At 62.8% G+C, this 26,400-nt stretch carries 27 protein-coding genes; 9 read left to right on the top strand and 18 right to left on the bottom strand.

Annotation, left to right across the window (positions count from 1 at the left end; translation table 11 throughout):
- The first annotated feature begins 156 nt into the window (after window positions 1-156).
- Entirely contained in the window at window positions 157-516 is a 360-nt protein-coding gene (locus E5720_RS05915) for an FKBP-type peptidyl-prolyl cis-trans isomerase (protein ID WP_136169879.1), read from the top strand.
- A gap of 21 nt (window positions 517-537) precedes the next feature.
- Here E5720_RS05915 and E5720_RS05910 read toward each other — a convergent pair whose 3' ends face one another.
- The 4 genes from E5720_RS05910 to E5720_RS05895 all read right to left on the bottom strand — a co-directional run bounded on the left by E5720_RS05910 (window position 538) and on the right by E5720_RS05895 (window position 3,990).
- Window positions 538-1,842: a HAMP domain-containing sensor histidine kinase gene (locus E5720_RS05910; RefSeq protein ID WP_136169878.1), complete on the bottom strand. Its 1,305-nt coding sequence runs from the start codon at window positions 1,840-1,842 to the stop codon at window positions 538-540.
- Window positions 1,839-2,543, bottom strand: a complete 705-nt coding sequence (locus E5720_RS05905; RefSeq protein WP_136169877.1) for a response regulator transcription factor — start codon at window positions 2,541-2,543, stop codon at window positions 1,839-1,841. Before E5720_RS05905 ends, E5720_RS05910 begins: the two co-directional genes overlap by 4 nt.
- A 13-nt stretch (window positions 2,544-2,556) precedes the next feature.
- Entirely contained in the window at window positions 2,557-2,763 is a 207-nt protein-coding gene (locus E5720_RS05900) for a hypothetical protein (RefSeq protein WP_247596181.1), read from the bottom strand.
- Window positions 2,764-2,838: 75 nt separating this feature from the next.
- Window positions 2,839-3,990, bottom strand: a complete 1,152-nt coding sequence (locus E5720_RS05895; RefSeq protein ID WP_168708287.1) for a GGDEF domain-containing protein — start codon at window positions 3,988-3,990, stop codon at window positions 2,839-2,841.
- 111 nt (window positions 3,991-4,101) lie between these two features.
- Between E5720_RS05895 and E5720_RS05890 the strand changes: the two genes are divergently transcribed.
- Complete coding sequence (locus tag E5720_RS05890) at window positions 4,102-5,430, top strand: deoxyribodipyrimidine photo-lyase (protein WP_136169874.1); 1,329 nt, start codon at window positions 4,102-4,104, stop codon at window positions 5,428-5,430.
- Window positions 5,431-5,442: 12 nt separating this feature from the next.
- On the opposite strand, the gene E5720_RS05885 is transcribed toward E5720_RS05890, so the two are convergent.
- Window positions 5,443-6,345 (bottom strand): DMT family transporter, encoded by a 903-nt coding sequence (locus E5720_RS05885; protein WP_136169873.1) that lies wholly within the window; start codon window positions 6,343-6,345, stop codon window positions 5,443-5,445.
- Between the two features lie 50 nt (window positions 6,346-6,395).
- Window positions 6,396-8,252, bottom strand: a complete 1,857-nt coding sequence (locus E5720_RS05880) for a propionyl-CoA synthetase (RefSeq protein ID WP_136169872.1) — start codon at window positions 8,250-8,252, stop codon at window positions 6,396-6,398.
- Between the two features lie 232 nt (window positions 8,253-8,484).
- Between E5720_RS05880 and E5720_RS05875 the strand changes: the two genes are divergently transcribed.
- Window positions 8,485-8,850, top strand: a complete 366-nt coding sequence (locus tag E5720_RS05875; protein ID WP_136169871.1) for a hypothetical protein — start codon at window positions 8,485-8,487, stop codon at window positions 8,848-8,850.
- Here E5720_RS05875 and E5720_RS05870 read toward each other — a convergent pair.
- From E5720_RS05870 to E5720_RS05845, 6 genes are read right to left on the bottom strand one after another with little or no spacing between them, the layout of a single operon-like run.
- Entirely contained in the window at window positions 8,827-10,332 is a 1,506-nt protein-coding gene (locus tag E5720_RS05870; RefSeq protein WP_136169870.1) for a carboxyl transferase domain-containing protein, read from the bottom strand. The genes E5720_RS05875 and E5720_RS05870 overlap by 24 nt on opposite strands.
- A gap of 10 nt (window positions 10,333-10,342) precedes the next feature.
- Window positions 10,343-11,536 (bottom strand): ABC transporter permease, encoded by a 1,194-nt coding sequence (locus E5720_RS05865; protein ID WP_136169869.1) that lies wholly within the window; start codon window positions 11,534-11,536, stop codon window positions 10,343-10,345.
- Window positions 11,533-12,426 carry an ATP-binding cassette domain-containing protein gene (locus E5720_RS05860; RefSeq protein WP_136169868.1) on the bottom strand — a complete coding sequence of 298 codons (894 nt, stop codon included), beginning with the start codon at window positions 12,424-12,426 and terminating at the stop codon, window positions 11,533-11,535. Before E5720_RS05860 ends, E5720_RS05865 begins: the two co-directional genes overlap by 4 nt.
- A 12-nt stretch (window positions 12,427-12,438) precedes the next feature.
- A complete protein-coding gene (locus E5720_RS05855) occupies window positions 12,439-12,975 on the bottom strand; it encodes a hypothetical protein (RefSeq protein WP_136169867.1) in 537 nt (178 codons plus the stop codon).
- Window positions 12,972-13,244, bottom strand: coding sequence for a helix-turn-helix transcriptional regulator (locus tag E5720_RS05850; RefSeq protein ID WP_136169866.1), 273 nt, complete (start codon window positions 13,242-13,244; stop codon window positions 12,972-12,974). The genes E5720_RS05855 and E5720_RS05850 overlap by 4 nt, the downstream gene beginning before the upstream one ends.
- A gap of 38 nt (window positions 13,245-13,282) precedes the next feature.
- Window positions 13,283-14,917, bottom strand: a complete 1,635-nt coding sequence (locus E5720_RS05845) for an ABC-F family ATP-binding cassette domain-containing protein (protein ID WP_136169865.1) — start codon at window positions 14,915-14,917, stop codon at window positions 13,283-13,285.
- 269 nt (window positions 14,918-15,186) lie between these two features.
- On the opposite strand from E5720_RS05845, the gene E5720_RS05840 reads away from it, so the two are divergent.
- The 3 genes from E5720_RS05840 to E5720_RS05830 are packed head-to-tail and all read left to right on the top strand — an operon-like array spanning window position 15,187 to window position 17,738.
- Window positions 15,187-16,035 carry an aldo/keto reductase gene (locus tag E5720_RS05840; RefSeq protein ID WP_136169864.1) on the top strand — a complete coding sequence of 283 codons (849 nt, stop codon included), beginning with the start codon at window positions 15,187-15,189 and terminating at the stop codon, window positions 16,033-16,035.
- 20 nt (window positions 16,036-16,055) lie between these two features.
- On the top strand, window positions 16,056-16,898 hold the full coding sequence (locus E5720_RS05835) for a uroporphyrinogen-III synthase (RefSeq protein WP_136169863.1): 843 nt from the start codon (window positions 16,056-16,058) through the stop codon (window positions 16,896-16,898).
- A gap of 48 nt (window positions 16,899-16,946) precedes the next feature.
- A complete protein-coding gene (locus tag E5720_RS05830) occupies window positions 16,947-17,738 on the top strand; it encodes a fumarylacetoacetate hydrolase family protein (RefSeq protein WP_136169862.1) in 792 nt (263 codons plus the stop codon).
- A gap of 21 nt (window positions 17,739-17,759) precedes the next feature.
- Here the strand turns inward: E5720_RS05830 and E5720_RS05825 are convergent, their stop codons facing one another.
- The 5 genes from E5720_RS05825 to E5720_RS05805 all read right to left on the bottom strand — a co-directional run bounded on the left by E5720_RS05825 (window position 17,760) and on the right by E5720_RS05805 (window position 21,819).
- Window positions 17,760-18,596: a mycofactocin-coupled SDR family oxidoreductase gene (locus E5720_RS05825; protein WP_136169861.1), complete on the bottom strand. Its 837-nt coding sequence runs from the start codon at window positions 18,594-18,596 to the stop codon at window positions 17,760-17,762.
- Window positions 18,597-18,643: 47 nt separating this feature from the next.
- A complete protein-coding gene (locus E5720_RS05820) occupies window positions 18,644-19,387 on the bottom strand; it encodes an SDR family oxidoreductase (RefSeq protein WP_136169860.1) in 744 nt (247 codons plus the stop codon).
- Window positions 19,384-20,325 carry a 3-oxoacyl-ACP reductase gene (locus E5720_RS05815; RefSeq protein WP_136169859.1) on the bottom strand — a complete coding sequence of 314 codons (942 nt, stop codon included), beginning with the start codon at window positions 20,323-20,325 and terminating at the stop codon, window positions 19,384-19,386. The genes E5720_RS05820 and E5720_RS05815 overlap by 4 nt, the downstream gene beginning before the upstream one ends.
- Window positions 20,326-20,446: 121 nt before the next feature.
- Window positions 20,447-20,929, bottom strand: a complete 483-nt coding sequence (locus E5720_RS05810; RefSeq protein ID WP_136169858.1) for a nuclear transport factor 2 family protein — start codon at window positions 20,927-20,929, stop codon at window positions 20,447-20,449.
- On the bottom strand, window positions 20,926-21,819 hold the full coding sequence (locus E5720_RS05805; protein ID WP_136169857.1) for a TIGR03619 family F420-dependent LLM class oxidoreductase: 894 nt from the start codon (window positions 21,817-21,819) through the stop codon (window positions 20,926-20,928). The genes E5720_RS05810 and E5720_RS05805 overlap by 4 nt, the downstream gene beginning before the upstream one ends.
- A 209-nt stretch (window positions 21,820-22,028) precedes the next feature.
- On the opposite strand from E5720_RS05805, the gene E5720_RS05800 reads away from it, so the two are divergent.
- Window positions 22,029-22,922: an IclR family transcriptional regulator gene (locus E5720_RS05800; protein ID WP_247596180.1), complete on the top strand. Its 894-nt coding sequence runs from the start codon at window positions 22,029-22,031 to the stop codon at window positions 22,920-22,922.
- A gap of 72 nt (window positions 22,923-22,994) precedes the next feature.
- Here E5720_RS05800 and E5720_RS05795 read toward each other — a convergent pair whose 3' ends face one another.
- Entirely contained in the window at window positions 22,995-23,531 is a 537-nt protein-coding gene (locus tag E5720_RS05795; RefSeq protein ID WP_210729962.1) for a flavin reductase family protein, read from the bottom strand.
- A gap of 195 nt (window positions 23,532-23,726) precedes the next feature.
- Here E5720_RS05795 and E5720_RS05790 point away from each other — a divergent pair, with 195 nt between their 5' ends.
- A complete protein-coding gene (locus E5720_RS05790; protein WP_136169855.1) occupies window positions 23,727-24,605 on the top strand; it encodes an alpha/beta fold hydrolase in 879 nt (292 codons plus the stop codon).
- The gene (locus E5720_RS05785) at window positions 24,602-26,317 is read left to right on the top strand and encodes an FAD-binding protein (protein WP_136169854.1); all 1,716 of its coding nucleotides are present in this window, start codon (window positions 24,602-24,604) and stop codon (window positions 26,315-26,317) included. The genes E5720_RS05790 and E5720_RS05785 overlap by 4 nt, the downstream gene beginning before the upstream one ends.
- Window positions 26,318-26,400: the final 83 nt, after the last annotated feature.

Raw genomic sequence — 26,400 nt, 5'->3', positions numbered from 1 at the left:
TCGCAATGGTATGCAATTGCTGTTGTGAGCTGATCTGCGATCGTCGATCGTGTTCTTCGGATAGAGCTATCCGAAGGCAATGCGCTGACCTGCGAAAATAGAGTAAATCTCATACCTGCTCAGATCCGCTGACCTGCACAACGTAAAGTCGAGCGAATGACGAAACCAGTGATCGAGTTTCAGGCTGGACCTCCCCCCACCGATCTGGTCGTGGTGGACCTGGTCGAGGGTGACGGTGCCGAGGCTGTCGCAGGCGGCGATGTGGAAGTCCACTACATCGGCGTCGAGTTCGACTCCGGTGAAGAGTTCGACTCCTCGTGGAGTCGTGGAGAGTCGATTCAGTTCCCGCTGCGCGGCCTGATCCAGGGCTGGCAGGACGGAATCCCCGGCATGAAGATCGGCGGCAGACGTCAGCTGACCATTCCACCCGAGCTCGCATACGGTCCCGCAGGCGCAGGCCACCGACTCTCCGGCAAGACCCTCGTGTTCGTGATCGACCTGCTCGACGTCAAATAGGCCCTTCGGGCCCGTCGACGTTCACGCCAGGGTCTGGTCTTCGAGTTCGAGAACCAACCTGGCGCCTCCCGGCGGGCTGTCGGTGAAGTAAGCGCGGCCACCGTGCAGCTCGGCCTGCTGCTCGACGAGCGCCAGGCCGAGTCCGGAACCACCCTTGGCTGCGGAGGCGCCGCGGTAGAAGCGTTCGAAGACCGAACTCCGCTCCTCTTCCGGCAGGCCCGTTCCGTTGTCGTCGACGATGACGGTCACGCGGGTGCCGTCCCGTTCGATCGTGATGGTCACCGCGTCGGCTCCACCGTGGCGAACTGCGTTGGTCAGTGCGTTGCCGAGTGCCAGCCGAAGTCCGGTGGGGAGAGCGCGCATCGACACCGACGGTTCGGACTCGATGTGCACCCCCAATCCCGGATACTGCCGCATGGCGTCTTGCGCGGCGATGTCGCAGATCTCCACCACATCGCTCTGGACGCGGTCGCTGTCGCTGGACAACTCGCCAGAGGCCAGTCTTTCGAGTGCAGTGAGTGTAGTTTCCACTCGCCCCTGGGTGCGCTCGAGGTCGTTCAGAATCTCCTGTTGCTGAGCAGGTCCGAGATCGAGTGTGCTGAGGACCTCGATGTCGGTGCGCATTGCTGTCAGCGGAGTGCGTAGCTCGTGCGCGGATACTGCGGCGAAGTCGCGGGCAGTGGACAGTGCGGCGTTGGTGCGGTCCTGAGCGTCGTTGACGCGTTGGAGCATTCCGCCGATGGCAACGGCGAGTTCGTCGGCTTCGCGTACCCCGGTCTTCGTGTCGGGTGGCATCGGCGGCCGGGCGCTCACCTGGCGGGTCAGTTCGACCAGCGGTCGGACCGCGCGTCCGCCGAACAGCCATCCGAGTCCGGTCGAAACGGCAATCGCGCCGAGGCCGACGAAGATGACCTGCTTCTGCTGCTCGTCGGTGACCTGCTGTGCTTCGATGGCCGGGACCCCGATAGCGATCGAGATATCCGCCAGGGACACAGTTTTGGTCGTGTAGACCCGAAATCGCTGACCGTTCACATCGACGGTGGCCGAGCCTTCGCCTAGATCGGGAAGTTGTATCGGTGTCGAGGCGCGGACGGTGTCGCCGGTACGGATCGTCACGGCGAACGCCGCGGACAGTTGATCGAGGAATGTCTCGAGCACCGCAGCATTGGGAACGAGCGCCTGAGACGCCGTCGTCAACCGCTCGTCGAGCTGATTGACGTTGTTGCGTGAGATGGCAACCGAGGTCACCACTGCGAGAGCTGCAACGACGAGGGTGGCGCCCAGTGCCGTTGCTGCGGCGACGCGCGCTCGCAACGAGAACCTCATGAGGGGACCCGGAGAACGAATCCGACCCCTCGGACCGTGTGCAACACCCGCGGCGCGCCCCCGACTTCCAGCTTGCGACGCAGGTATCCGACGAAGACGTCGACCACATTGGTGTCGGCTACGAAGTCGTAGCCCCACACGAGTTCGAGCAACCGCTCGCGCGTGAGCACGACGCCCTTGTTGCGGGCAAGGATGGCCAGCAATTCGAATTCCCTTTTGGTGAGGTCGAGTTCGCGGCCGCCACTGTGCGCGCGGTAGCCGGGCAGATCGACGGACAGTTCACCGATCGAGATCTCCGACGTCGATGTCGGGGCGGGCGGGGGTGCACTGGCTCGTCTTCGCAACATGGCGTTGATCCGGGCGACGAGTTCGGCAAGGACGAAAGGTTTGGTCAGATAGTCATCGGCGCCGGATTCGAGACCGGAGATTCGATCGTCGACCGACGCGCGCGCACTCAGTACGCAGATCGGCACGTCGTTGCCCATTGCACGCAAGGCCTTCACGACACTCGCGCCGTCGAGAATCGGCATGTTGATATCCAGGACGACGACGTCCGGCGATCGACTCGCGACCACGGTCAGGGCGGCCGCGCCGTCGGCGGCGGTGATCACCGTGAATCCGGAGAGCTGAAGTCCTCGTTGGAGCGAGGACAGGACGTCGTCGTCGTCGTCGACTACTAGCACTGTCGCAGATTCGGGCACTGCCCCATTGTGCCTAGGCTGCCCAGCTGTCGACGGTCAACTGGCGTTCTTCGGGCGTTTTCGCGAAGAACGCCTCGAGCGCGCTCAGGCGGCTGAGGTCGGTGTCGAGCGACCATGCCACGGCGGGCGCCTGCGCGTACAGGGCTTGGTAGTACTTCTCGAAGGTGCACGTGCTGTTGACCAAGGACTGTGCGCCGGGGAATTTCGGTGTAGTTCGCAAGTCGAGTTCCTCTCCTGGGGTGTTTCCCAAGGTAAGAGGCATTCCTACGGCCACTGTGAACGTCGAGTGGGAGTTCTATGAGAATCGTTCGCCGAGGTCTGTGACGTCGACGACATCGCCTACGTGGGTTCGGTCGCCTCCCGCATTCTTAGCTGTGTACATCGCCTCGTCAGCACTGGCAATGAGCCGATTCAACAACAGTGTCGGGTCGGCTGCGAGCGTGCCCGGCACCGGCGCCGACAGTGATATCCCGACGCTCGCGGTGACCGCTGGTTGCGAGCTGGTCCGCACGACCGTTCGAAGGAGTTCGGCCCGGTGGGACAAGTTCACCGATTCGCCCGCGACTCGACGTTCCATCAACACGAACTCCTCGCCGCCCACGCGGGCGAGCGCGGCGTCGGGAACAGCCTCGCCCAATGCCTTCGACACGGCCACCAGTACGGCATCACCGGCTTGGTGGCCGTGGGCGTCGTTGACCGACTTGAATCCGTCGAGGTCGAGAAGGTAGACGACGAAGATCGTGCCGTCCTCCGATCCCGGCCGTCGGATCTCGCGATGAAGGCCGCGTCGGTTGAGAGTGCCGGTCAACGAATCGAATTCGGAGGCCTCGGCGTCGAGGGTCAGAATGCCCATCAACATCAGAGTCATGATCGGTACCGTGCTGATCACGGCCAGAATGGTGGCGGCGATCGTGATCACTTGAATGAGCGGAGTGCCGTCGATGATCTCTCGGACCGAGATGATCGTCACCATTGCGGCGGCCGAGGCCATGGTGAGTGCGAAGACACGGAAACCATGAAAGAACACGACGTAGCCGAGGATGGCTGCGTACGAAGAGCAGGCCATCAACCCGAGGAGCGGGCCAGACATCGTGAGCGCTGACCCGCCCAGAAAGATGCAGCTGGTGGTGACGAAACACAGGGACAGCCGAACGTCGAGCCAGGGCTGCGCCCGCCAGAGCAGAACGGCCCATCCGATGTCGACGACGATGACGACAACTGACATCGCCAGTAGACGCGGCTCGCTGGACGCACTTTCCCCCAACCGGAACAGCAGGGGTTGCATGCCGAGCACGAGCAACGTGACGACCACCGCGACCCGGGTGCTTCGAATGAGGCCGCGGTCGACGAGGTAGTCGGTGAACATGTCGTATCGGTGCGCCGTCTTCCAGATCCGAACCGATTCTGCGCGTGCCCGTGCGATCGGGGTGGCAGGGGTGCGTCTCACTGGCATGAAGATCGAAAGTCCATTCTCACGCAACGAACCGGGTGGTCGGTTACTTTAAGATACTTCCACTATCCAGGATTGTGCGGAGTGGGGATGGGTAAGACTGAACTTATGACACTCGTGTGGTTCCGCCGTGATCTTCGACTGGGCGACCTGCCGACCATCACGGCCGCAGCGGACTCGGGCGATCCCGTTCTCGGGCTCTTCGTCTTGGACGATCGGTTGTTGAAAGCCTCCGGCGGGCCGCGTCGCGACTTTCTGTTCCGCAGCCTGGCAGCGCTCGACGAGCAGATGGGCGGCCGACTGCTCGTCGTCCACGGCGATCCCGAGACCGTGGTGCCGAAAGTCGCCCGGGCAATCGACGCCGAGTGCGTCCATGTCAGTGCCGACTACGGTCCCTACGGACGTGAGCGGGACCAACGCGTCGGGAAGCAGGTGTCCTTGGTGGCGACGGGATCGCCCTATGCCGTGGCACCAGGGCGGGTCGTCAAGAGCGACGGCGAGCCGTACAAGGTCTTCACGCCCTATTTTCGGCAATGGCTGGACCATGGCTGGCGGGGACCTGCCGATACCTCGGCATCGACGCTCGACTGGATCGACCCCGCCGACGTGTCCGGTCCGCGACGGGTGCAGATTCCCACCGAAGGGGACCGCTCGGACTTCGCTGCCGGGGAGAAGGCCGCGTCGACCCAGTGGAGTGAGTTCCTGGACCGCGTGGCGGGGTACGACGACGAGCGCAACCGCCCCGACCTCGATGCAACGAGCCGTATGTCGGTCTACCTCAAGTACGGCAACATCCATCCGCGGACCATGCTGAAAGATCTGGGCGCGCTACGAAGTGAGGGCTCGGCCGCGTATCGACGGCAGATCGCGTGGCGAGATTTCTATGCGGACATACTGTTTCAGCGACCTGACAGTGCGCGTGAGAACTATGTGAAGAAGTTCGACAAGATCGAACTCGATTCCGGGAAGCAGGCGGACGAGGTGTTCGCGGCGTGGTGCGCGGGCCGTACCGGATTTCCGATCGTCGACGCCGGTATGCGGCAGCTGAATTCGGAGAAGTGGATGCACAATCGCGTACGGATGATCGTCGCGTCGTTCCTCGTCAAGGACCTTCATCTTCCGTGGTGGCGCGGTGCACGCTACTTCATGAACACCTTGGTCGACGGTGATCTCGCCAGCAACCAGCACGGGTGGCAGTGGACCGCGGGATCGGGCACCGACGCCTCGCCGTACTTTCGGGTGTTCAACCCGATCACTCAAGGCGAGAAGTTCGATCCGACCGGAGACTACGTGCGACGTTGGGTGCCCGAACTGCGCGGGGAGGAGGGAAAAGCGGTGCACACCTTGAAGTTCGGACGGCCCGCGGCTTATCCCGAACCGATCGTCGACCACAAGCATGAACGTGAGGTGGCCATCGCGCGGTTCAAGGCGCTCTAGCATCGAGGTGCTCTAGCGTCGACGCGAGACACCGACCCCGACGAGACAGATTGCCCCACCTACCACTGCGAGATAGTGCGGAATCTCGCCGAGCAGAAGCCACGCCAACGTGATGGTGATCGGTGGTACCGCGTACGTGGTGACGCCGAGTCGGCCGGCATCCATCCGTGTCAGCGCGTACGCCCAGGTGCTGAAGGCCAATGCCGTCGGTACCAACCCGAGGTAGAGCAGACCACCGACAGCGGCTCCCGACGCATCGGCGAGGTCGCCGATCAGAGCCGGCGCGAAGGGGAGTGTGCACAGAGTTCCGATCGCGCATGCCATCCACGTCACCTGCAGGCCAGGCACGGAACGCAGTACCGGCTTCTGGCTCAGTACACCGATCGCATACGTCACTGCGGACACCAGACACAATGCGATGCCGAAGAATCCGGCGTCGGTCTTCGTCGTATCACTCGTGGTGAGAGCTGTAGTGACCCCGACCATGACGGCACCCGCGAACGCAATGGCCGCACCGATGACGAGCCATCGGGGAAAGCCCTCGCCGAGGAGCAAGCCTGCGAACAGTGCGACCAGAATCGGGCCGATCTGAATGAGCATCGACGTGGTCCCGGCATCGACGCGCTGCTCGGCTGCGTTGAGTGCGACGTTGTAGATCGCGAACCAGAACACCCCGACGCTGAGAATCTGTAACCACTGAGTTCGGTTCGGCCGGACCCACTTGCCCTGAAGCAGCAGAATCGACCCCAACACCGTGCTCCCGATCAGCAACCGCCCCAGCGCGAGTGGCCCGGCGCCGAACGAGGTCCCTACACCGCGGATCGCCACGAACGCCGACGCCCATGCCACCACCGTGGTGATCACGGCAGCGACAGCGAGCCAGTCTGCTTTCGGTGAGATACCGAGCTTGCTCATGACGAGGACGCTACTGCGCCCGAGTCGATCGGGGCGCGCGAACCTCGCCGTCAGTGTCGGAGGAGCTTCTCCAGCGCATCCAGTACCGCCGGATCCTCGATGGTCGAGGGAACGCCGTACTCGTCCCCGGCGACGATCTGGCGCATCGTCTTACGCAGTATCTTTCCCGACCGTGTCTTCGGGAGCGCGCCGACGATGGTGACGTCGCGGAAGGTCGCGAGCGCCCCGATCTGCTCCCGCACCATCGCTACCAGTTCGGTGCGGAGTTGGTCCTCGGTGATCTGCTCGCCCGCCTTGAGGACCACGTAACCGCTCGGGCGTTGGCCTTTGAGGTCGTCGTGAATGCCGATTACCGCGCACTCGGCGACAGCCGGATGGCCTGCGAGGACGGCCTCCATCGAGCCTGTCGACAACCGATGTCCGGCCACGTTGATGACGTCGTCACTGCGACCGAGCACGTAGACGTACCCGTCGGAATCGATGTACCCGGAGTCGCCGGTCAGGTAGTACCCCGCAAACGTTTCGAGATACGAACGGCGGAAACGTGATTCGTCGTTCCACAACCCGACCAGGGTGCCCGGTGGCAATGGCAGTTCGATGACGATATTGCCTTCCTCGCCCGCCGAGACAGGGTTGCCGACGGCATCGAGAATGCCGACGCGAAAGCCCGGCACCGGCACTGTCGGCGAACCGGACTTGATCGGAAGTGGTTCCAAGCCGAGCAGATTGGCGCAGATCGGCCACCCGGTCTCGGTCTGCCACCAATGGTCCACGACCGGAATGTTCAGGATGCGGCAGGCCCATTCGTAGGTGTCCGGGTCGAGCCGCTCACCCGCGACGAACAACATCTTCAGCGAAGAGATGTCGTACTTGCTCAGCTCCGCTGCCTGCGGGTCCACCTTGCGTATCGCGCGCAGGGCAGTGGGTGCAGTGAAAAGCGCCCGAACGCCATGGTCGGCAACGACACGCCAGAACGCCCCGGCATCCGGCGTCCCGACGGGTTTGCCCTCGTACAGAACTGTCGTCGCGCCGGCGAACAGAGGACCGTAGACGATGTAGGAGTGTCCGACGACCCAGCCGACATCGGAGGCCGTCCACATGACCTGGCCTGCACCGACGTCGTAAATGTTGCTCATCGACCACGTCAAGGCGACGGCGTGCCCACCGTTGTCGCGGACGACGCCTTTAGGTTTGCCGGTGGTGCCGGAGGTGTAGAGGATGTAGAGCGGATCGGTCGCCTGCACCGGGATCGGATCGGCGGCGGTGGCGCCGGCGATCTCGGTGTCCCAGTCGAGCCAGCTGTGTTCGGTCGGTATCCCGTCGCGAGCTTTGACGATGACCTTCGGCGTTGCGGCCGTGGACATGTCGAGTGCCTTGGCGATGAGGGGGAGGTACTCGATGACGCGGGCCGGTTCGAAGCCGCCGCTCGCCGTCACCAGCAGGGTGGGCTCCGCGTCGTCGATGCGTGCGGCAAGCTCCTTGGCGGCGAAGCCGCCGAAGACGACCGAGTGCACGGCGCCGATACGTGCGCACGCCAGCATCGCGACCACGGCCTCGGGGATCATCGGCATGTAGATCACGACACGATCGCCGACCCGCACGCCGTGCACTAGTAGGACGCCGGCGAACCGTGATACTTCGCCGAGTAGTTCGGCATAGCTGTAGGTGCGCTGCACACCGATCATCGCCGAGTCGTAGATCAGCGCAGCCCGGTCGCCGTGGCCCGCGTGAACGTGGCGGTCGAGGGCGTTGTAGCAGGTGTTGAGGGTGCCGTCGGCGAACCATCGCTCACCGTCGAACGCCGTCGTCGGGGCGCTGTCCCAGTCGACGGCCTGCGCGGCGTCCAGCCAGAATTCCTCGCGTCGGTCGATGCTGTTGTCGAATGCTGTCCGGTATTCGCCGCTCATGGCGCAACCCTAGTTGGGCATCGGTTGCATGTGGGTACTTCTCCGGTGGCCGCCGGAAATTGCACACTATCGACCCGAGGCGCCCGAATCCCGTCGAATCGGGCCGATAGTGTGCACACAACAGTGCTACTTCGACCCCGACCGTCAGGGCGGCGTCATAGTCGGTGCCGCCGACGTTAGATTTCCGTCAAGTATCCCGAGCGGGCGGTCGGGTGAGGAAAGACTGAAGGACGTGACCCTCTTCGAACTTCTTCCTTCGCTTTCCGGTGCATCACGTCCCCGATTCGACCCGACCATGTGGCCGGTGGCGACGCATTACCACCTCGGTCGCTTGACGTTCGACGGGATGGCCGCCGAGGATGTCGCCGACTGCATGGGCACCCCTGCGGTGTTCGACGGTGTTCTGGTGACGAGGGTCCGCTCGGTCATCGCAGGCATCGTACGGATCGACGGCACGATCGACGACGTGGCCGACGCCGAGATCGCCGGCAGGCATTCGGTGGCAGGGCGTGAGTTCTTCGCCGTCGGCGACACCAAGATCGAACTACCGTCCGACGTTCGGGCAGGTGACGTTCTAGCGCTGGTTCCGAAGGCCTAAGGTCCGATAGCGGCTCAGGCGGGTGGTCGACCGTGTGCCCGGATCTTGCCGACTCAGGTCCTGTAGTTCGCGCGCGATGGCCCCGGCGACGCGAAGCGAGAAGTCGATCGGTTCTGCGGCAGCATCGGGGCTTTCGAGGACGATGGCGTCCACGATTCCCTCACGAAGCAGATCGACGGATCGGATGCCCTGCGACTCGGCCATGTCAGCGGCATGGCTGGTGTCGCGGTGCACGATGGCACTTGCACCTTCCGGTGGCAGCGGTGCAAGCCAGGCGTTCTCCGCGCACAGCGTGCGGTCCGCGGGTAGCAACGCCAGGGCGCCCCCACCGGTGCCTTGACCCAGAAGTACCGACACCGTGGGCGTGTCGAGGGTGACGAGATCGGATATGCAGCGGGCGATCTCGGGGGCAAGGCCACCTTCCTCCGCCTCCCTCGATAACGCTGCACCGAACGTGTCGATCACCAGAACCAGCGGAATCGACAGTTCTTCGGCGAGCCGCATGCCGCGTCGGGCTTCGCGAAGCGCACCCGGGCCCATCGTGGCGGTGACGCTGTGGCTGCTGCGATCGTTGCCGAAGACGACACACGCGATTCCGCGGAATCGGCAGAGCGACAACAGAATCGTGGCGTCGGATTCGCCCTGACCGGTGCCGCTCAGTGGGACCTGTTCGGTGGCTGCATGTTCCAGCAATTCGCGGACTCCGGGGCGGTCGGGTCGACGGGAGGCGATCACCGACTCCCACGCTGTGCGCTCTTCGACGTCCGCGACGAGGGGCGCAGGTTCGACTGTGAGCGCCGGTGCGGCATCACCTCCAACTACGCGCAGGATCCGCACGAGCAGATGGCGCAGACTCGCCACCGGAACCACGCCGTCGATGACTCCGTGCCGATACAGGTTCTCGGCCGTCTGGACGCCCTCGGGAAAAGCCTTGTCGTAGAGCGCCTGGTATACGCGTGGTCCGAGAAATCCGATGAGCGCTTCGGGTTCGGCGACCGTCACATGCGCCAATGAACCCCACGATGCGAATACTCCACCCGTCGTCGGGTTTCGCAGATAAACCAGGTAGGGCAGTCCCGCCTGCTTGTGCATCGTGACGGCGGCTGCGATCTTGACCATCTGCACGAAGGCGAGAGTGCCCTCCTGCATCCGGGTGCCACCGGACGTCGGCGACGCGATCAGTGGCAGCTTTTCGGCGGTGGCACGTTCTATTGCAACGACTATTCGTTCGGCAGCGGCCACCCCGATGGACCCCGCCAAGAAGCCGAATTCGCACGCGATGACCGCTACTCGACGGCCGTCGACCGTGCCGGATCCGGTCAGGACCGATTCGTCGACGCCAGTCTTGTCCCGGGCTGCCTCGAGATCTGCCGCGTAGGCGGGGCCGGGGGAGACGTCGAGGGGAGTGGTGTCCCAGGAGACGAACGATCCGCCGTCGAGAACTGCATCGAGTATCTCGGCGGCGGACGTTCGTGTGCTCATGGTGAGAAGCTTAGCGAGCGAACGCTTCTTTCCACGTGACGGTCTTGCCGATGCGCAGGATGGACCGTTGGTAGATCTTCGCGGCGACGACGGCGAGAGCTGCGGTGGTCGCGAGCATGATCAGCGCGGTTCCGACAATCTGATAGACCGGCGCGACTCCGGCGGCGATGCGTAGCGGCATCATGACTGCGGAGAACGGTGGGATCCAACTCAGCACACTGCTCAGGGTGCTCTCCGGATCGCCGACGGAATAGAAGGCGGAGAAGAACATTGCCATGATCAGCAGTAGCAGTGGCATGGTCGTGGAGTTGACGTCCTCCTGTCGCGAGACCATGGACCCGCCCGCCGCATAGAGCACTGCGAAGAAGGCGAAACCGAGGATGAACCAGCCGAGGGTACCGGCGAACACGCTGATCGCGGCGCCGGTGACGGTCAGAACTCCGGTGGCGAGACCGGTGCCGACTCCCGCGATTCCGTACAGGCCGAGTTGAAGAATTCCGACGGCGCCGATCCCGATTATCTTGCCCCACAGCAGCTGTAGCGGCCGCACGGTCGACAGGAGCAATTCGACGACACGCGAGGACTTCTCTTCGACGACACCCATTGCGACGTACATACCGAAGCCGATGATCTGCGCGTAGAGGATGAACACTGCCGACAGTGCCAGTGCGGTGCGCTGTCCCGCTTCGGGATCGGGCGGATCGATGGCGTCGACGGTGACGGTCGCTGACGTGGTGGCGGCGGTCAATGCGGCGCGATCGGCGCCCTGCGTTGCGAGTGCGGTGTCGGTCGCCTGGCTCTGGACGCTGCTTTCGATGATGGCCCGCAGTGTCCCGGTCAGTTCGGAATCGGTGATCGCGGTGTAGGCCCCTGCATTCTCGGGCACGAGTGCCACGGCAACGTCACCCGATTCGACGTCGCTCCGCGCGGCAGCGGCATCGGGGAGTTCGCGGACCTCGACTGGATTGCCGACGGCATCGCCGGTGGCCTGCAGTACCGACGCTATCGACTGATCGCCGACGACGCCGATGACGTCCCGGTCGTCGTCACCGCCGGAGAAGATGGAGAACGCGATGATGCCGCCGACGATGGCGGCGAGGATGATGATGTTGCTGATGACGAAGCTCTTCTTCATCACCTGTACCGCGAACTCGCGCTTGGCGATCAAACGTACAGCTCGGGTCGAGGTCAGTTTTTCGCTCATGCCACTACCGCCTCTCGAAACAGATCACTGAGCGATGGTTTGTGGACGGAGAATTCGTGTACTGGGCCGGTGGCCAGTGCGGCATGCAGGACGTCCTGATCGGAGGCGCCCTGCTTCAGGCTGAGCACGAAGTGTCCGTCGCGGTGACTCAGGGTGGTGACTCCGGCAATGCTGTCGGCCCATCCTTCGGTGGCGCCAGGCGCATGCACCTGCAGCTGTGCGTCGCCGGATCCACGGAGTTCGTCGACGGTTCCGACAGCCCGCATCGAGCCGGCGGCGATGATGCCGACCCGATCGCACAATCGCTGTACCAAGTCGAGTTGATGGCTCGAGAAGATGACGGGCACTCCTGCAGCGGCTTTCTCGCGTAACACCTCGCTCATGACGTCGACGGCTACTGGATCCAATCCGGAGAACGGTTCGTCGAGAACGAGAACAGCGGGGTCGTGTACGAGGGCCGCGGCGAGCTGCACGCGTTGTTGATTGCCCAGGCTCAGTGCGTCGACGGTATCGCCGAGTCGTGAGGATATTCCGAGTCGCTCGGTCCAGCGCTGTACCGCATCCTTGGCAGCAGAAGACGAGAGGCCATGGAGCTCAGCTAGATACGCCAGCTGGGGGCCGACCTTCATCTTGGGATAGAGCCCACGTTCCTCGGGCATGTAGCCGATCGTGCGACGTACTTCGAGGTCCACGGGCTTTCCGCCGAGCAAGACCTGTCCGGAGTCGGCGGACAGTACGCCGAGCGCGATGCGCATGGTGGTGGTTTTACCCGCACCGTTACTGCCCACGAAGCCGAACAGTTCGCCGGGGCGGACGTCGAAGCTCAGTGCGTCGAGGGCGATCGTGTCGCCGTATCGTTTGGAGATGGAGTCGATCGTGAGGGTGCTCATGGTCCCTTTCGGTCAGAGGTCTTCTGGATCGGGGTCGGGGGTTATCCACGCGAGAATCAAAGCGGGAGAGCAGATTCCGGTCAGCAATGCGGTCAGCGTCCAGAGTGCTCCGGCGTAGGCGAGACGATCGTTCTCGATCCAGGTCGAGAGGAAGATCGACGCCATGACTGCCACAAGTACCAGGCCCTGGGTCACCGTCAGCCCGATCGAGCGAGCTTCGTTGCGCTGCTGGACTTCCCACTCGTCGAGTGCGCCCACAGGAGCGTCGCTGTGTCGGCCGGACACCGTTTGCAGCATCGTCCACAGGACGAGGAACGCCGCCGTGGCCGGTAGCCAGGCGATGGGGGCGTACTGCCAGAACAGGGAAAGAATCGAGATCACCAGCAGGGTGAAGAGGACCGCAACGACGGCAACCCCGAGGACGCGTCGACGACGCTGGGTGCGCCACGTCGGGAGCCAGTTGCGCGTCTTGGCATCGTTCTCCAGAAAGCGTCTGGTTCGAAATGTCTGGTAGCGGGTCAAGATGTCCGCGGCGTCGGGTGTGGTCATGGGTTCTTCTCCCTTCGATACAACTCTGCGGAGAGCGGTCCAAGTTCTTCTCGCGAGAACACTGCTTCCACGGGCAGGTGGAAGACATCGCAGATTCGCAATGCGAGATCGAGACTCGGGTAGTGGTCACCACGTTCGAGGGCGCCCACAGTCTGGGGGTTCACTTCGACGAGTTCGGCAAGTTGCGCGCGGCTCATCTTTCGTTCTGCCCGCAGGACTCCCACCCGGTTGTAAATCGGGAGCGTGTTCCCACGCTTTATGGGGCTCATGTATCAAAGTGTTGTATAAACCCAACGATTCGTCAACCCTACATTTCTGACAACTTCCCGTCGGACATCACCCAGCGTCGCGTACTACGCACCGTGGAGAGCATCCGTCGATCATGCGTGACCAGCAGCAATGTTCCTTCGAAGTTCTCCATCGCCCGCTCGAGTTGCTCGATCGCCGGGAGGTCCAGATGGTTCGTCGGCTCGTCGAGTACCAGAAGATTGACCCCCCGCGCCTGCAACAAGGCCAGGGCGGCACGGGTTCGTTCACCCGGAGACAATGAACCCGCGGGCCTCAGTGCGTCGTCCCCACGGAGACCGAATTTCGCCAACAGAGTGCGGACTTCAGCGTCGGGCCAATCGGGAACTGCGGCACTCAACGAGTCCGACACCGTCGCGACACCGGTGAAAAGCTCACGTGCCTGATCGATTTCGCCGATCGCGACACCCGAGCCCAGTGAGGCGGTGCCCTCGTCCGGCACCAGCTTGCCCAGCAACACCGACAGCAACGTCGTCTTACCCGACCCGTTCTCGCCGGTGATCAGAATGCGATCACCCCACTCGATCTGCGTTGTAATCGGTCCGAAAGTGAACGCCGGCCGAGTAACCACAGCACCGCTCAGCACCGAAACGACGGTGCCGCTACGCGGAGCGCTCGCGATCTCCATCCGCAGTTCCCATTCCTTGCGCGGTTCCTCGACGACCTCGAGTCGCTCGATTCTGCGTTGGGTCTGCCGAGCCTTCGCCGCCTGCTTCTCGGTCGATTCGGCACGAGTCTTACGCGCGATCTTGTCGTTGTCGGGCGCTTTACGGCGAGCGTTGCGAACCCCGGACTCCATCCAGTTGCGCTGCATCTGCGCGCGAGATTCCAGCGAGGACTTGGTGTCGGCGAACTCGTCGTACTTCTCGCGCGCATGCTGCCGAGCGATCTCACGCTCGGCCAGATACGACTGATAGCTGCCGTCGTAGACGTCGATTCGGTGCTGCGCCCGATCCAGTTCGACGATGCCGGTGACCGTGCGCTCGAGGAACTCACGATCGTGACTGACAACGACGATCGCCGCACGGGTGTCGACGACGAAACGTTCCAACTGCTCCAACCCAGCGAGGTCGAGATCGTTCGTCGGCTCGTCGAGAAGCAGGATGTCGTAACGCGCCAGCAGGATCGCTGCCAACCCGGCTCGGGCCGCCTGCCCACCGGAGAGCGAGGTCATCAAGACCTCTCCGCCGGTGTCGAGACCCAAATCTGCCAAGACCTTCTCGGCGCGCTCGGCCAGATCGGCACCGCCGAGCGCGAGCCACCGCTCCAGCGCCGGCGTGTACAGATCCTCGCCATCGCCGGATCCGAGTGCCTCCGCCGCAGCGTTCATCGACTCCTCGGCCACACTGACGCCCGTCCGGCGGCCGAGGAATTCGACAACCTTCTCACCAGGAACACGCTCGGGTTCCTGCGCGAGATAACCGACTGTGGCATCGGGCGGAGAAGTGTAGATATCGCCCTCGAAATCTGCGGTTCCGACGCCTGCCAACAGCGTCAACAAAGTGGACTTACCGGCCCCGTTGGCACCGACAAGTCCGATGACGTCCCCCTCGGCGACGGTGAGGAAAAGGCCGGAGAAAAGCGTTCGATCGCCATGGAAAGCGGCAAGATCATCCACGCGCAAGGTTGCAGTCACGCTGCAAGTATCTCGTGGGTCGTTCCGCAGGCTCCACTCCCGGTATCCAACGGGTCGTTCCGCAGGCTCCACTCCCGGTATCCAACGGGTCGTTCCGCAGGCTCCACTCCCGGTATCCAACGGGTCGTTCCGCAGGCTCCACTCCCGGTATCCAACGGGTCGTTCCGCAGGCTCCACTCCCGGTATCCAACGGGTCGTTCCGCAGGCTCCACTCCCGGCATTCCCAGAGCTTCGGGAACAGACTCGTCCGGTCACCCGTTGGCACTCGTATGACCTTTTCTTCCGAGACCAGTACCGTCCCGACAATCGTGCTCAACGACGGGCATGCAATTCCGCAGCTCGGATTCGGTGTGTGGCAGGTTCCGGACGACGGTGCCCAAGCTGCAGTAGCCGAGGCCCTCGAGGTCGGCTACCGAAGCATCGACACCGCAAAGGTGTACGAAAACGAAACCGGCACCGGTAAAGCTGTCGCGGAGTCGGGAATCTCCCGCGACGAGCTGTTCATCACCACCAAGCTGTGGAACGACGACCAGGGATACGACTCGACGCTGAAGGCGTTCGACGCCAGTATGGCCAGGCTCGGGCTCGACTACCTGGACCTGTACCTCATCCATTGGCAGCAGCTCGATCGCAACAAGTACATCGAGACGTTCAAGGCTTTCCAGAAGCTGAAGGCAGACGGCCGTATCGGCTCAATCGGCGTCTCGAACTTCACCATCCCGACGCTCGAGAAGCTGATCGAGGAGGTCGGGGAGACGCCGTCGGTGAACCAGATCGAAGTTCATCCGCACTTCGTGCAGTCCGAACTGCGCGCGTTCCATACCGAGAAGGGCATCGCTACCGAGGCATGGAGTCCGCTGGGTTCCGGAACCGTCCTGGACGACCCGGCGCTCGCCCCGATCGCCGAAGCACACGGGGTAACCCCAGCTCAGGTCGTACTTCGTTGGCACATCCAACACGGAAACGTGGTGATCCCCAAGTCGGTGACCCCGAAGCGGATCGCGAGCAACTTCGACGTGTTTGGCTTCGAGTTGACCAACGACGAGGTTGCGCAGATCAATGCACTCGATACCGCCGACGGGCGTACCGGCCCTGATCCGGACAAGTTCAGCAGCTAGTTCGCCACTAGGGTGGCCCCATGGCCTTTCCGCTTGCAGGCAAGACGATCGCCCTCACGGCCGAGCGCCGGGCAGAAGAGTTCGCGGTGATGCTCGAGCGTCGAGGTGCGGCCACAGTGCACGTACCCGCGATTCACGTGCTGCCACTGCTCGACGATTCCGAACTGCGTGAGGTGACGTCGGGCATCATCGCGCAGCCACCGGAAATGGTGGTGATCAGCACGGCCGTCGGTTTTCGTGGGTGGCTCGACGCGGCCAAGGGGTGGAACACCGAAGACGAGCTTCTCGAAGCACTCAGGGCCTCGCGCATCATTGCGCGAGGCCCCAAGGCGCGGGGCGCGATCCGCGGCGTCGGGCTACGTGAGGAATGGTCGCCGACCACCGAAGCCTCGCAGGAGGTGGCCGACCACCTCGAAGCCGAAGGTATTGCCGGTGTCGATGTCGCAGTTCAACTGCACGGCACCATCACCGAATGGGAACCTACGATTCATCTGAGCGAATCGCTCGCCCGCCTCGGCGCGAGGGTGCGTCCCATTCCCGTCTACCGCTGGATCCGGCCGGTGGATCAGCGCCCACTGGTGGACTTGTTGGGCAAGATCGTCGATCACGACGTGGACGCCGTTACCTTCACCAGTGCCCCGGCAGTCGCGTCCCTGCTGTCGACGGCGAAGGACAACGGAATGCTCGAGCAGTTCCTTGCGGCGCTGAAGGGCCCGGTCGCGGCGATCTGTGTCGGCCCCGTCACCTCTGCCCCCCTCGACGTGCTCGGTGTCCCGACGCGGATGCCGGACCGCGCGCGGCTGGGCAGTCTCGCCAAGTTCGTCATCGAGGAGTTGAGTCACCAGCCGTTCCGTCCCGCCTGATGGGACAGAAGCTGGGCCCTGTGCAGTTCTGCGCATAACGTCACAGGCATGACTACGATCGAACCTCATACGATCAGCGAAGCTGCTGACCGCCTTGCGACCGCGACTGCGACTTCCACCCCATGTTCACCCGTCCGGGACCTCATCGGCAGCGAGGACGTGGACGCCGCCTACCTGGTCCAGACACGCAACATCGAGGCGCTTGTTGCATCCGGCCGCACTGTCGTGGGACGAAAAATCGGTTTGACTTCGCCCGCTGTGCAAAAGCAGATGAGTGTCGATCAACCTGATTTCGGTGTTCTTCTCGACGACATGGATTGCACGCAGGACGACGCAGTCGACTTCACCCGGCTACTGCAGCCGCGGATCGAAGCCGAGATCGCCTTCACTGTTTCCCGTGACATCGACGTCGCCATCGATGCCGATACTGCTCCGGATTACGTGAACAAGGTATTTGCGGCATTCGAAATCGTCGACAGCCGAGTGGTCGACTGGGACATCAGCTTGGCCGATACAGTGGCAGACAACGCTTCTTCTGGTCTGTACGTTCTCGGAGATTCCTTGGACCGCACTGACGCCCCGAATCTCGAAGAGGTCGAGATGACGCTGTACGCCGATGGGGAGCAGGTCTCGACGGGCAAGGGATCCGATTGCCTCGGCAGCCCATGGGCAGCATTTGCGTGGTTGGCGAACACCAGCTTGTCCTACGGTTCGCCGCTGCGTGCGGGAGAAGTCGTTCTATCCGGTGCCCTCGGCCCGATGGTCTCGGTGACCGCAGGCTCGACCTACTTAGCATCCATTACCGGAATCGGTGACGTCACAGCGGTATTCACTGCGTGACGTCACCGACTCGGGTGTGCGTCAGCCGGTGACGCGCGCGGCGTTTCCGGCGTCGACCGGAAGCACCGTGCCGCTGATATGTGCACTTGCTTCTGCGGCGAAGAACAGGACGACGCGGGTGATCTCCTCCGCGTCGAGCCACGGCACCGGCTGCGCATGCAGGGTTTGGAAGATGGGCGCTACGTCGTCTGCGGTCGGCTTGTCCAGGTCCGGCCGCATCATCGCGTACAGGGAATCATTGTGAATCATGGGAGTCGAAATGTTCCCGGGTGCAATCGTATTCACTGTGATTCCGTGTTGTGCCAGATCCAGTGCGGCACTCTTGCTGAGTCCGATGACCCCCCACTTCGACGCTGCGTAGGCGGCCATATTGGTGTTTCCGGCGCGGCCCAACATCGACGAGATGGTGATGATGCGGCCATATCCACGACTGATCATTCCGGGTGCGACAGCACCGATGGTATTGAAGACTCCGGTCAGGTTCGAGCCGATCGTTTCTGCCCACTGAGCCTCGGACATCGACTGCACCGGCGCGGCGACCGATACACCGGCATTCGCGACAGCGATGTCGATGCGGCCCAGTTCGGACTCGGCGCGCTCCACTAGGGAGTTCATCGCCTGTCGGTCGTTGGTGTCGAAGGTGGCACTGATCGCCTTGCGTCCAGTTGCCTGCACGAGCCGGACCGTCTCGTCGAGATCCTCCTGTGTGGCAAGCGGATACCGCACGACGTCGCGGTCCTCGCAACGATCGCACAGCACCACGTCGGCGCCTTGTTCAGCGAAAGCGATTGCGTGAGAGCGTCCTTGGCCTCGTGCTGCACCGGTGATCAGGGCAACTTTTCCGTCGAAACGTTCCATGTGTCGTTTTCCTCCTGGTTGGTTTCTACCTCGGTGGTCGATCGACGTCAGCGCAGTTTGTTGCTTCCGCCGTCGGCCATCAGTGTCTGTCCGGTCATGTACTTGGAATCTTCGGAGGCGAGGAACACTGCGACCGGCGCGATATCGGTTTCGGGATCTCCGATTCGCTGTAGCGGGACCTTGGCGGCACTCGCTGCGGCGCGCTCCGGGTGGGCAGCCTGCCAGGCGCGCACACCCTCGGTTGCTGCGAAGGGGCAGAGCACGTTGACCCTGATGCCGTCCACAGCCCACTCGTTGGCCGCAACGCGACTGAGCCCTCGAATTGCTTCTTTCGCTGCGGCATAGGAGGCCTGAGTGGGCATTCCGTCCAAGCCCGAACCGGAGGCGAAGTTGATCACCGATCCGGAGGACGCTTTCAGGTGGGGGTAGCAGGCCTGCATGAGGTGCACCGTGGGGTAGAAGCCGGTATTGAACGACAGATCGAACATCTCACTCGTCGTATCGACGAGCAATGCTTGCCGTGACGCGTGAGCGTTGTTGACCAACACATCGACGGATCCGAAGGCGGCGACCGCAGCGTCGCAGATCGTTTGTGCCGAGTCGGGAAGCGAGATGTCGATGCACATGAACTCGGCGCCCGGGCCCAGTTCGGCACTGAGTGCGGCTCCCTTATCTTCGTCGATGTCGACGAAGAACACATTGGCACCTTCACGGGCGAAGACGGTGGTGATCGCGCGGCCGATGCCGCCTGCGCCGCCCGTGATGATTGCCGTTTTCCCTTGAAGTCTCATCGGATGTCCATCGAATCGACGGCTGCCAATGCGGTCTTCTCGAGTTCTGCCACGCTGTATGCGGAGTAGGTCTCGTATTGTCCGCGACCGGAGAAGTACGGTGTCAGATTGTCCGACAGTTCATCGATGGTGAATTTCGAACCTGTGGTCTGGAACGTGTTCTCGACCTTGGGTGCTGCCATCAGGGCTACCATTCTGCCATAGACGACGAAGACCTGTCCGGTGATTTCGTTCGAAGCTTCGCTGGCGAGGTAGTGCACTAAAGTTGCGACCCGGTCGGGGGAAAGCGGATCCTCGATCGCTTCCGGATCGGTGTTCTCCCCGAATGCCTGAGCGGTCATTGCAGTCCGCGCACGAGGGCAGATTGCGTTCGCCCGAACGCCGTAGCGCGAAAGTCCCTGAGAAGTCGAGAGCGTGAGGGCTACGATCCCGGCCTTGGCTGCGGAGTAGTTCGGTTGCCCGGCGGAGCCGAAGAGGAAGGCCTCCGAAGAGGTGTTGACGACCCGACCGTAGACCGGGCCACCGACCTGCTTCGAGAGTGCTCGCCAATGAACTGCGGCGGCATGGGAGGTGGCAGCATGCCCTTTGAGGTGCACCCGGATGACATCGTCCCAATCCGATTCGGTCAGGTTGAAGATCATCTTGTCGCGAATGATCCCGGCGTTGTTGACCAGAATGTCCATCGAACCGAAGTTCTCGTTCGCCGATTGCACAAGTCGTTCGCCCAAAGACCAGTCGGAGACGTCCCCGAGGACCGCGATCGCTTGTCCGCCTGCGGCGATGATTTCGTCGGCGACGGATTGCGCATTGTCGCCGATGTCGTTGACGACGACTGCGGCACCCGCAGCCCCGAGGGCCATTGCTTCTGCACGGCCGAGTCCGGCACCTGCGCCGGTCACGATCGCTGTTCTTCCGGTCAATTCGAGTGCTGTGTTCACGAAATGCCTCCATTTCAAAATTAGAGTTGATTCTATTTCTAGCGGATATAGCGGGAATACGCACGCTTTCGGTACGTGATTCGAGCTTCGGAATCTCCTGGTCGGTCCGAAACCGTCCTGGTCAGTCCTGAACGCCCTTGGCCAACAGTTCGCGAGCTTCCGCGCGGCCGTCGAGCAGGCGGTTCGTACGTCGCGTCACCTTCCACTGTCCGTCGATCTTGGACAATTCCCACCGGTTCGCGGTGATCCGAGCGACTCGGTAAGTGTCACCGTCGTTCAGGATCAACTGCGATTTGCACGTCACGACGGCCTGGTGTCCGTCCAATTGCACGTGTCCGGGTTCGAGCAGGTGGGCGCAGCCGCCATGGATGTAGCCCTGATGCGCGCGGGAGCGAACCATGGCCGAAATCTCGGCGTGGCCATTCAGAACGCCGGTGTCGACGTCGTACACCCCGTCTTCGGTCCATAGGCGTGCAACGGCCTCGGCCGAGCCGCTGTCGACGGCGGGGCCATAGGTGGCCAGCAACTTCGTGATCGCGAGCGTGTCCTCGAGGGCCTCGACTCGATCGACGAGGTTCTGCAGCAGCTGGTCGGTGTCTATCATGGTGTTGCCCCGATCTGGTTCGAATGGAACTCCACGCCCAGCTCGTCGCCGATGTCGCGGAGGGCGGACAGTTGATCGCAGTAGTGATCGGCGCCCGTCGCGTGGATTGCGGCGCTCACGATGGTGGCACCGGCCTGGCGTCGGCGCTCGAGCGAGTCGGCGACTGCGGCTCTGTTGCCGAGTGGGTCCACCGGCGCGCCTGCACTCAAGACCACTTCGAAATCGGCTTGCTGCTCACCCTTTGCAAGCATGCGTTCGAGGTCGCTGAGTGGTAAGCCGAACGGAACCCAGCCGTCGCCTTGTGTTCGGGCTCGTCGAAGCGAGCGGGGGGTCCGGCCGCCGATCCACAGGGGCACTCGTGTCTGGACGGCATGGGGCTCGACCACGAGTTTTTCGAAATCGTAGTGGGTTCCGTGATACTCCGGATTCGATTGCGACAACGATGCCCGTAATGCCGCCAGCGCGTCGTCTGCGCGAGCTCCGCGGCCCTCGAACTCGGCGCCGAGTAGGTCGAACTCCTCTTGGAGACTGCCGACTCCGAGACCGAGTATCAGCCGGCCGCCGCTGACGACGTCGAGTGTTCCGTAGCGCTTGGCAATGGCGAGTGGGTGGTGATAACCGAGAACCAGAACCTGGGTGGCCAGCTTGATTCGGCCGGTGTGCGCGGCGAGGAACCCGAGTGTGGCCAGCGGGTCCCAGTAGGTCGCACCGCGCTCGGCGGCGATATCCACCGGTACGGCAACGTGCTCACTGCAGGTCAGGTGATGAAATCCGAGCTGGTCGGCTTGGCGCGCAATGCGCACCAGCTCTTCGATGCCTGCGCCCGCCTCCCACTCCGCGGCACTGCTCGGGTGTTGGACGACGATCGGGGACGTTATGCCAATGTGCATCGGTGACCCTCCGAGGTTGGCCGAGAAGGTTGCATACCTCCATCTTTAGTACCTATGGCCGTTGGATGCGGCGGTAGTTCCCGTTCACCGGACTCGATGCCGACATCGGGAGGGCGGACCCTCTTCTCTACGAGGCGAGCAGCTGCTACCATTTCAAGAATTCATTTCAATTTTACCGGCAGGGTTACTGCCGATTGCGGAGGCACCGGATGAACTCGGTCGGTCCAGACACCTCAACACCCGGTGCTGCAGAAAAAAAGGATCTACCGCCTTCGATGGTGGAACGCATGACGTTGATCCTCGATGCGTTCGATGGTCGCGCTTCCCGCCTGACGCTGGAGGAGGTGGCTTGTCGTACGGAGCTGCCCAGGTCCACCGTGTATCGAATCCTCGATCAGCTGGTACGTCTGAACTGGGTCGATCACGCCAGCTTCGGCTATTGCCTCGGTCGCCGTTCGATCGGTCTCGGTGGAGGCGACAACAACCACAGTCAGGTCCGGGCTGCGGCCGCACCCCTGCTGCACAACTTGCACGTGCGCACCGGAATGGTCGTGCATCTCACCGTCCTCGACGGTGGCATGAGCGTGTACCTCGACAAACTCGGTGGCCGCGGTGCGACCGCCATCCCGACCAGGGTCGGTGGACGTGTCCCCGCCCACACGACAGCGAGCGGAAAAGCGATGCTTGCGTGGTTGGACCCGGAGGAAGTGGATCGTCTGCTCGGGGAACGCCTCGACCGTAGTACCGACACCACCATCTCCGACATCACCACGTTGCACCGAGAACTCAACCGCATTCGGCAGCGGCGCGGTTTGGCATTCGAGCGGGGTGAATCCGTCCGCGGGATCGGGTGTGTCGGTGCTGCTGTCCGAACGGTCGAAGGGCCGGTGGCCGCAATCTCGCTTTCCGGCGATGCGGGAACCGTCCAACTGGAACGGGTTGCTCCACTCGTCGTCGACGCGGTCCGCGAAGTCACCAATTCCATGTTTCCCGCCCTCGAAAACTCTCGCCGACGTTCTCTCGTTCCGCACGCGCAAGAGCACTCCTGGTCGACCGAAACGTTGGACCAGCTGTTGTCGGTTCAGTCCGGTCACTGGCTCTGATGTGCAAGCGTCGAACCTTGCTCGACTCTTGCACATCGGAAGTGCCCGCTGAATCGGCATAGTTTTCGCGGCTCAGGTGCCCGAGATGCCGGCCGTGTCGGCGAGTCCGAAGGCTCCGCGGTAGAAGACCATCGGGCGCTGTTCGCCGAGGGCTTCGAGGCCGAGAACTCGTCCGATGGCAACGTCGTGGTCACCGGCACGGTGGACAGTCTCCACTTCGCAATGCACGCGCGCCAACACGTCAGGCAAGGCAGGAGTTCCCCAAGCCGATCGTGTCCAGTCCAGACCCTCGAACTTCGTTCCTCGACTGGAGCCGAAGCGAGAGCACATGTCCGCCTGGTCCTCGCGCAGCACGTTGACGGTGAAACGGCCGATGTCTCGGATTCTCGGCCAGGCACGCCCACGGTGATCGGCGCAGAACAGAATCAGTGGAGGTTCGAGTGAGACCGACGCGAACGACTGGCAGCAGAACCCGATCGGCCCATCATCGGAGAGACCGGTGATCACGGTGACGCCACTGGCGAAGTGGCTCATGGCGTGGCGCATCTCGTGCGGCGTCGGCGCAGTGTTGACGGTGGTGAGGTCGGACTCCATCGACTCGATCGACATCGCGCACCTTTCGGTTTCGTTGTGTCGCCGAGGAATTCGGCGATCCGGCTCCAGGTTAGGCAGCACCGTGCATACCCCGAAATTGTCGTCTCGTTCAGTGGAATCGGTCGGTGACGCCGCTCGCGCAGATCGGGTGGTCTCGCTGACCGGGATGAAAGGCGATCCAGCGGCCTGCTGGTGGCAACGTGTGCTCACATGACCAATGTCTCGAGTGTCCAGGAAGGCTCGAAAAAGGAGCTTCGCACCGATCTCGGAGTACTTCGGTACTACGAAGCCGGCGACGGCCCACCCCTGGTGCTGCTGCACGGATCGGGCCCCGGCGTCACGGGTTGGCGAAACTTTCGCGGCAACATCGATATATTCGCCGAGCATTTCCATACCTACGTGCTCGAGTTTCCGGGTTTCGGTGTCAGCGACGACTTCGGTGGACATCCGATGGTTACGGCCATGGACGCAGTTGCGCGATTCCTCGACGGCCTCGGCCTCGACAAAGTTGCTTTGCTGGGCAACTCGATGGGCGGGATAGTCGCGACTCGATTCGCCATCGAACACCCCGAGCGAGTCTCGAAGCTGGTCACCATCGGTGGCATCGGAAGAAATATTTTCAGTCCCGGACCGGGTGAAGGTATCAAACTGCTGATGGAGTTCACCGACGACCCGACCAGGGATCGCCTCATCTCTTGGTTGCACTCCATGGTGTTCGACCCCGCCATGGTCACCGAGGAACTCATCGAGGAACGGTGGGTTCAGGCAACCGATCCCGAGACCCTCGCGAGTGCCCGAAAGATGTACAGCAGCGCGGCGTTTGCTGCGAATGCGGCAGCCGCTGCGAAGTCGACGGAGGCACCGTACTGGGCTCAGCTGCACCGCGTGCAAGCGCCTACCCTGCTGACCTGGGGTCGAGATGATCGCGTGAGTCCGATGGACATGGCGCTGCTGCCGATGCGCCTGATACCCAATGCCGAACTACATGTATTCCCGAAGTGTGGCCATTGGGCGATGATCGAACAGAAAGCCGCCTTCGAGAGTGCAGTAATTGCTTTTCTTCTGAGAGAGGACGCCGTCCAAAAATGAGTATCGATTCAGAACAGTTCGACGAAACAGTCGATTTCCTCATCGTGGGAAGCGGCGGCGGAGGTATGGCCGCCGCAGTAGCGGCAGCCAATCGCGGTCTCGACACACTCGTCATCGAAAAGGGTGTGACATTCGGCGGTTCCACTGCAATATCCGGCGGCGGCATTTGGATCCCGAATGCTCCTACGCTCGTGAACAAGGGTGTCGTGGACTCCCGTGAGTCGGTTCGTACGTACCTCGACAGCATCACCGTCGGCACCGTCCCGGCAGAGCGTCTGGACGCGTTCGTCGACAACGGACCGGCGTTGATGCAGCTGCTGGACCAGAGTCCGCACATGAAGCTGTACTGGGTCAAGGGCTACTCCGACTATCACCCCGAAAACGAAGGTGGCAGCGCACTGGGCCGCACCATCGAATGCCAGCCGTTCGATACCCGTGCACTCGGCGACGACGAGAAGTTCCAGCGTCCCAACAGCATGAAGGGCCCGCTCGGACTCTGGGTCACCTCGAAGGATTACCACGACCTCGCGATGGTCAAGCGTACGTGGAGGGGTCGTCGAGCGTCCATGGTTGCGGCGTGGAGGGTGGCGTCGAACGTCGTTCGTCGACGCCACATGGCGACCGGTGGACGCGCTCTGGTGGCGCGACTGCGGATGGTCCTCAAAGACTCCGGTGTCCCGGTATGGCTGCAGACCTCGATGACCGAGCTCATCGTCGACGACAGCGGAGTGGTACGTGGAGTCGTGGCCCAGCGCGGTGACGACACGATCCGCATCGCGGCTCGAAAAGGCGTCCTGCTCGCTACCGGCGGATTCGAGCACAACTTGGAGATGCGTTCGCGCTACCTGCCAGAGCACGGAACGGCCGACATCAGTTCCGGTGCTCGCGAGAACACCGGTGACGGAATCGTTGCAGGCCTTGCCGTCGGCGCCGACGTCGCATTGATGGACGACGCATGGTGGATGCCGTCCGTTCTGCATCCGATGGGCGCGGTCATCCCGTTGGTCTCCGAGCGCTGCATCCCGCCGTCGGTGATCGTCGACAGCAGGGGACAGCGGTTCACCAACGAATCCTCCCCCTACGTGAACTTCGTTCACGACCAGCTCGAAGGTGGTCACGTTCCGGCTTGGTTCGTGATGGACACCAAAGCGCGTTCGCGTTACCCGTTTGCACAGGTTTTGCCGGGAATGCCTTTTCCTCAGGGTTTCTACGACTCGGGGGTCGTCCACAAGGCCGACACTCTCGCGGAACTTGCCGCGAAGATCGACGTTCCTGCCGACGCGCTCGCCGCCACCATCACTCGATTCAACGGGTACGCGCGGTCGGGCAAGGACGAGGAATTCGGTCGGGGTGACAGCGCCTACGACCGCTATTACGGCGATCCCACCATGAAGAACCCGTGTCTCGACGAGATCGATCGCGGTCCTTTCTACGCAGTTCGTTGCGAGCCCGGTGATCTTGGAACGAAGGGCGGGCTCAGCACCGACGCTCATGCCAGGGTTCTTCGCACCGACGGTTCCACAATCGAGGGCCTCTACGCGACCGGTAATACATCCGCATCGGTGATGGGGAACGAGTATGCGGGAGCGGGGGCGACGATCGGACCGGCGATGGTCTTCGGTTACATCGCGGCCCAGCATGCCGCCGATACACAGGGCACGGTTTCGTCCGTCGATCGAGCAGATTCGAACGGTCGCACCAAGCGTGCTTGATCCGCTGCGGGGGACCGTTTCGTCCGAAGTGGAAAAAATGCAGTACAACGGAGAAGACGACAGCCTGCGCCCATCCGGCCGGG

Source organism: Rhodococcus sp. PAMC28707 (assembly GCF_004795915.1).
Classification (GTDB): Bacteria; Actinomycetota; Actinomycetes; order Mycobacteriales; family Mycobacteriaceae; genus Rhodococcoides.
The sequence above is the reverse complement of the archived record's forward strand: the minus strand, read 5'-3'. Positions and strand labels throughout refer to the sequence as shown.

What these genes read in the sequence shown, in the direction of transcription:
- E5720_RS05915 (WP_136169879.1), top strand. Translation starts at nt 157, where the DNA reads ATGACGAAACCAGTGATCGAGTTTCAGGCTGGACCTCCCCCCACCGAT.
- E5720_RS05910 (WP_136169878.1), bottom strand. Translation starts at nt 1,842, where the DNA reads ATGAGGTTCTCGTTGCGAGCGCGCGTCGCCGCAGCAACGGCACTGGGC.
- E5720_RS05890 (WP_136169874.1), top strand. Translation starts at nt 4,102, where the DNA reads ATGACACTCGTGTGGTTCCGCCGTGATCTTCGACTGGGCGACCTGCCG.
- E5720_RS05885 (WP_136169873.1), bottom strand. Translation starts at nt 6,345, where the DNA reads ATGAGCAAGCTCGGTATCTCACCGAAAGCAGACTGGCTCGCTGTCGCT.
- E5720_RS05880 (WP_136169872.1), bottom strand. Translation starts at nt 8,252, where the DNA reads ATGAGCGGCGAATACCGGACAGCATTCGACAACAGCATCGACCGACGC.
- E5720_RS05870 (WP_136169870.1), bottom strand. Translation starts at nt 10,332, where the DNA reads ATGAGCACACGAACGTCCGCCGCCGAGATACTCGATGCAGTTCTCGAC.
- E5720_RS05865 (WP_136169869.1), bottom strand. Translation starts at nt 11,536, where the DNA reads ATGAGCGAAAAACTGACCTCGACCCGAGCTGTACGTTTGATCGCCAAG.
- E5720_RS05860 (WP_136169868.1), bottom strand. Translation starts at nt 12,426, where the DNA reads ATGAGCACCCTCACGATCGACTCCATCTCCAAACGATACGGCGACACG.
- E5720_RS05855 (WP_136169867.1), bottom strand. Translation starts at nt 12,975, where the DNA reads ATGACCACACCCGACGCCGCGGACATCTTGACCCGCTACCAGACATTT.
- E5720_RS05850 (WP_136169866.1), bottom strand. Translation starts at nt 13,244, where the DNA reads ATGAGCCCCATAAAGCGTGGGAACACGCTCCCGATTTACAACCGGGTG.
- E5720_RS05840 (WP_136169864.1), top strand. Translation starts at nt 15,187, where the DNA reads ATGACCTTTTCTTCCGAGACCAGTACCGTCCCGACAATCGTGCTCAAC.
- E5720_RS05835 (WP_136169863.1), top strand. Translation starts at nt 16,056, where the DNA reads ATGGCCTTTCCGCTTGCAGGCAAGACGATCGCCCTCACGGCCGAGCGC.
- E5720_RS05830 (WP_136169862.1), top strand. Translation starts at nt 16,947, where the DNA reads ATGACTACGATCGAACCTCATACGATCAGCGAAGCTGCTGACCGCCTT.
- E5720_RS05825 (WP_136169861.1), bottom strand. Translation starts at nt 18,596, where the DNA reads ATGGAACGTTTCGACGGAAAAGTTGCCCTGATCACCGGTGCAGCACGA.
- E5720_RS05820 (WP_136169860.1), bottom strand. Translation starts at nt 19,387, where the DNA reads ATGAGACTTCAAGGGAAAACGGCAATCATCACGGGCGGCGCAGGCGGC.
- E5720_RS05810 (WP_136169858.1), bottom strand. Translation starts at nt 20,929, where the DNA reads ATGATAGACACCGACCAGCTGCTGCAGAACCTCGTCGATCGAGTCGAG.
- E5720_RS05805 (WP_136169857.1), bottom strand. Translation starts at nt 21,819, where the DNA reads ATGCACATTGGCATAACGTCCCCGATCGTCGTCCAACACCCGAGCAGT.
- E5720_RS05800 (WP_247596180.1), top strand. Translation starts at nt 22,029, where the DNA reads ATGAACTCGGTCGGTCCAGACACCTCAACACCCGGTGCTGCAGAAAAA.
- E5720_RS05795 (WP_210729962.1), bottom strand. Translation starts at nt 23,531, where the DNA reads ATGTCGATCGAGTCGATGGAGTCCGACCTCACCACCGTCAACACTGCG.
- E5720_RS05790 (WP_136169855.1), top strand. Translation starts at nt 23,727, where the DNA reads ATGACCAATGTCTCGAGTGTCCAGGAAGGCTCGAAAAAGGAGCTTCGC.
- E5720_RS05785 (WP_136169854.1), top strand. Translation starts at nt 24,602, where the DNA reads ATGAGTATCGATTCAGAACAGTTCGACGAAACAGTCGATTTCCTCATC.